This is a genomic window from Rahnella sp. ATs2 (assembly GCF_051851855.1).
GTDB classification, from domain to species: Bacteria; Pseudomonadota; Gammaproteobacteria; order Enterobacterales; family Enterobacteriaceae; genus Rahnella; species Rahnella variigena.
In genome coordinates this window covers 1-4,490 of sequence record NZ_JBLYPL010000047.1, presented here as the reverse complement: position 1 = coordinate 4,490, position 4,490 = coordinate 1, and the positions used below count along the sequence as shown (strand labels likewise).

4 protein-coding genes are annotated in these 4,490 nt (G+C 51.4%); 3 read left to right on the top strand and 1 reads right to left on the bottom strand.

The window, feature by feature from the left end; translation table 11 throughout:
• Together ACJY2G_RS25405 and ACJY2G_RS25400 are read left to right on the top strand one after the other, a co-directional pair.
• Positions 1-322 (top strand): DUF3304 domain-containing protein (locus ACJY2G_RS25405; protein ID WP_430324190.1); only part of this gene is annotated, 322 nt, incomplete at its 5' end.
• The gene (locus tag ACJY2G_RS25400; protein WP_430324189.1) at positions 322-2,112 is read left to right on the top strand and encodes a hypothetical protein; all 1,791 of its coding nucleotides are present in this window, start codon (positions 322-324) and stop codon (positions 2,110-2,112) included. The genes ACJY2G_RS25405 and ACJY2G_RS25400, both read left to right, overlap by 1 nt.
• On the opposite strand, the gene ACJY2G_RS25395 is transcribed toward ACJY2G_RS25400, so the two are convergent.
• The gene (locus tag ACJY2G_RS25395) at positions 2,089-2,442 is read right to left on the bottom strand and encodes a hypothetical protein (protein ID WP_430324188.1); all 354 of its coding nucleotides are present in this window, start codon (positions 2,440-2,442) and stop codon (positions 2,089-2,091) included. The genes ACJY2G_RS25400 and ACJY2G_RS25395 overlap by 24 nt on opposite strands.
• Before the next feature lie 59 nt (positions 2,443-2,501).
• On the opposite strand from ACJY2G_RS25395, the gene mqo reads away from it, so the two are divergent.
• Positions 2,502-4,154 (top strand): malate dehydrogenase (quinone), encoded by a 1,653-nt coding sequence (gene mqo / locus ACJY2G_RS25390; RefSeq protein ID WP_430324187.1) that lies wholly within the window; start codon positions 2,502-2,504, stop codon positions 4,152-4,154.
• The last annotated feature ends 336 nt before the right edge of the window (positions 4,155-4,490 follow it).

The following is a 4,490-nucleotide window of genomic DNA, read 5'->3' as shown; positions in this document are numbered from 1 at the left end:
ATTTAGTGTGAATGGTGTGGCTGGACCCAATGCATTTGCTCATGGTGGGGGTAAAACAACGTGTTGTGGCAGTATCAGCGGAAAGACGGCGGAAGTTACCTGGACATTGAGTACAACCCGCGCCCAATACAATGCAGGACTGCGTACGGAAAACCGTCGCATCGTCATGCCTCTTCCCGAACGCAAATGGGGTGAGAATGATTTGCACGTTCATTTCCTCCCCGGAGATAAAGTTTTATTAGGGTGGAGTGACAATGCCTGGTCACCTTACGAAAAACATCCTGAAATTTCTCCTAAATCAGTTGCACGGGGAGATCGCTAATGGATATCGAAAGTCTTGTCGCTGCTGCGAATCGTGCTCAGCAAACCGTTGATGCAGGATTGGGTAATTGTTCGAGAACCTGGCACATCGGTTTCTTTTTTGATGGTATCCATCGCAATATTGAACAAGACTCAGCTGAGTTACGTCTGAGCAATGTTGCGAGATTATTCAGGGCATTTCCAGATCATGATCAGGATACTTCCCAGCACAATTATAATGCTTTTTACTTCTCGGGGCTCGGTACTCCTTTCCGTGAAGATATTACAACTAAGCTCCACGCCATTATGGATGGCGCGCAAGGCAGCGCACTGGATGACTTAAAAGATCTGCCTGGTGATATTGCCAAAGAAGCAGGCATAGAATTTTTTAAAACAGGCAAGTGGTGGGAAGTATTAAAAGATGTCGGTAAAAAGCTGATTAACCCCACTGAATGGGCGAAGCTGACCGGGGATATCACGAAAAGTGCAGTGAAAAAAGTGAGCATCGAAGCCACTCCCTGGTTGCGTGACAATCCTGTTATTGCCGACATGCTGGTGACGGGCGTAGATACCCGAATCACCGCAGCAAAACTGCGTTTCGAACGCTTTTATCAAAGAGCGGTAGCCAGCAGTCAGGTGCCCATCAAGCTGATCTCGGTCTCGTTATTCGGTTACGACCTCGGGGCAACTCTGGCGCGTAAGTTTCTGGATACGCTGCTCGACGATATTTGCCAGAAACAGGGCGATAAATACGTTTATCAGGGTATTCCCGTTGAGATCATTTTTGCCGGTTTATTCGATTGTGCCCGGCATACGCCTGCCAGTAATAACAACGGTGTGGACTGGTTTGTGGGGGCATTCGGCGGCCCCATCAGGGGGATCAGTATTTTGCTGGGCGATAAATATGTTGATCAGGACACTCCGTTACCGGCTGCGGTGAAAAGCGCCCTGCATCTGGCGGCGGCCCATGAAACGCGGGTCTGGCGCAGCCTTTACCGCTTAGGCGGCGATAAGCAAAAATACCGCGAGGAGTTACTGCCCGGCTGTTCTGAAGATGTGGGCGGCGGGCTAAAACCTGATGAGCAAAAACCGAGCGCCGAGTTGTGCCGGGTCGCCTTACACAGAATGTACCGTGAGGCTACGCTGGCAGGCGTTCCCTTCCCTGATTTCCAGACTCTAGATAAAACGGATACCGATGTCGCTTCCTACTTCATAATGGAAAACGGCGTGAAGGAGAAATCGGTCGCACAGTGGATAGCGTTATATCAGCAGGCAGTGCCTTTTAAAAATCTCAGCGTTGCCGCGCAGAATTTGCACCTCGACAGTTATATCGACTGGCTGGGCAGACAGTTTTATCTGTATCGTAGTCAGTGTCTAAAATATTCCAAACAGCGCGGGCAGGTGATGGCTTCCGCAGGTGCGTCGGCAGGCCTGTTAGGCATCTCGCCAAAAGCGCAGGAGACCGCCAGTGATATTCGCAATGAAATCGATATTTTGCGTAAACACTGGGGCTGGCTGGATGATGTTCACCGTGCTGCACTGAGTATGCAAAATGCGATGGAAATGCCCGATAGCAAGGATATCCGCCGTCAGCTCGTGCCTGATGTTTACATTCCTGCATTACGCAGGGCGAAAAAGTTTTTGGCTTACGGGCACGCTGCTTATGAGGGATTGCCGCCACCCTGGCCTGAAGACAGTGCTCCCTCTGAGATATATGCCTGGTTTGTACATGACGTGCAGAAGGTGGACAAAGGTGCAGGTATTTCAGAAGATTTTCTGGTGATCCGCTCAATGGAAATGCCCGACAGTTAGCCTCCTGATGCCGGCGGTCATCAGGCCGTCGGTTGATCGCTTTTCCTCACTTTTTTCTGCTATTCCGCGACTTAAAACCCGATTTAGCACGAATAGCTCGTTCTTTGACCGCCCCAAAGCCCTCCAAAACTCCTTTGCAGAATCCTTCAAATCCAGCGGTGACGCGGCCTGAAGCGCTGTCCGGTATCCCGTTTGCCTGTTTTTTTGAAACGTTAAATCCTTTTTTAAATTATGTAGTGATAATGTTATATTCGTAGCCAGCATTTTAAAAAATGAAGTTTCAGTAACGATCCCGCGTGTTTTTTTGCTAATTTCTTGTTCGACAGCCATAACAATATTCTTAACCGAATCGGCAAGAACAGAACTGAACATTTAGAGAAACAGACGTCATGAGAAAGATACTTGGTATGCTTCTCAACCGTGACTCACTGGGTGCCAGCGAGCCTGCGGCCGCAGAAGACGAAAAATCCGTTGATGTATTGCTGGTCGGCGGCGGAATTATGAGTGCAACCCTGGGGACCTACCTCCAGGAACTCGAGCCGGACTGGTCAGTCCATATGATTGAACGCATGGACGGCGTGGCGCAGGAAAGCTCCAACGGCTGGAATAACGCCGGTACCGGCCATTCCGCACTGGCAGAAATGAACTATACCCCGCTGATGCCCGACGGTTCTGTCGATATCACTAAAGCGGTGGCGATCAACGAAGCCTTCCAGGTTTCCCGTCAGTTTATGGCGTATCAGGTGCAGAAAGGCGTGCTGAATAACCCGCGCTCTTTCATCAACAGCGTGCCGCACATGAGCTTTGTCTGGGGCGATGAGAATATCGATTTCCTGCGCAAACGTTTTGCTGCGTTGCAGGAAAGCACCCTGTTCCGCGGGATGGAATATTCAGAAGACCCGGAACAAATCAGACAGTGGATCCCGGCAGTGATGGAAGGCCGTGATCCGGCGCAAAAAGTCGCCGCAACCCGCACCACCGCAGGCACCGACGTGAACTTCGGCGAAGTCACCCGCCAGCTGGTCGAAGCATTGCAGAAAAAATCCAATTTCACGCTGGCAAACGGTCAGGAAGTGCGCGATATCCAGCGCAATCCGGATAAAAGCTGGCGCGTGACAATTACCGATCTCAAACACAGCCACAAACACCACGTGGTGAATGCGAAATTCGTGTTCATCGGCGCGGGCGGGGCGTCTCTGACGCTGCTGCAAAAATCCGGCATTCCGGAAGCGCGTGAGTACGGCGGTTTCCCGGTCGGTGGTGAATTCCTGGTGACCGAAAATCAGGATGTAGTGAAACGTCATCTGGCGAAAGTTTATGGCAAAGCTGCCGTGGGCGCGCCGCCGATGTCTGTCCCGCATCTCGACACCCGCATTATTGATGGCAAACAGGTTCTGCTGTTCGGGCCGTTCGCCACCTTCTCCAGCAAATTCCTGAAAAACGGTTCCCTGTGGGATTTGTTCGGCAGTGTGAACAGTTCTAACCTGCTGCCGATGACCCGCGTTGGCATGGGTAACTTCGATCTGGTGAAATATCTGGTCGGGCAGGTGATGCTCAGTGATGAAGACCGTCATGCCGCGCTGAAGGAGTTCTTCCCGCAGGCCGAGCAAAAAGACTGGAAACGCTGGGTGGCCGGACAACGCGTGCAGGTCATTAAAAAAGATGGCAAACACGGCGGCGTATTGCGTCTCGGCACCGAAGTGGTCAGCGCGAAGGACGGCAGTATCGCCGCCTTGCTGGGGGCTTCACCGGGTGCATCCACCGCAGCGCCTATCATGATGAAACTGCTGGAAACGGTCTTTAAAGAAAAAGCCGCCAGTGCAGAATGGCAGGCCAAATTCCGGGAAATCATCCCGTCCTATGGCACTAAACTGAATGGCAATATCGAAGCGACCGAGAAAGAGCTGCTGGAAACCAGCCGCATTCTGCAACTGGAAACGCCGTCGATGATCACCACGTCGGTCGCCGACGTGGTTCAGCTGCGACCGCTCGACGTTCAAGCCAAACAAGAGCCAAAACAGCCCGCGGATATTGCTTTGTAATTTCCTGATTTCAGGCACAAAAAAACCGCTTCAGAGAGCGGTTTTTTTGTTGGGTGATTCAGTTAGCGCTAAATCAACCTTTTAATACTAGCGGAAACAAGCAGCCCCAACGCTGAAAAGTTACACGATTAGGGCGAGATAGACAAGTCCCTGTGTGAAAAATAACCTTACACCAGGAATGGTCTTGATGCTAATCTTCTGCCGGGACTAATTCACCTGTTTAGCGACGGGTCACCGGGCTCAGGAATTAGCACTTGAGTACCGCGGGAACAAGCAGTCCCAATTCTGCTTGTCCTTCATCAGTCGGTCCCGGTGCTTATTGGTGAAACGCGGTTG

Bases quoted from the DNA above. Each gene is read 5' to 3' on its own strand.
- ACJY2G_RS25400 (WP_430324189.1), top strand. From the start codon at position 322: ATGGATATCGAAAGTCTTGTCGCTGCTGCGAATCGTGCTCAGCAAACC.
- ACJY2G_RS25395 (WP_430324188.1), bottom strand. From the start codon at position 2,442: ATGGCTGTCGAACAAGAAATTAGCAAAAAAACACGCGGGATCGTTACT.
- mqo (WP_430324187.1), top strand. From the start codon at position 2,502: ATGAGAAAGATACTTGGTATGCTTCTCAACCGTGACTCACTGGGTGCC.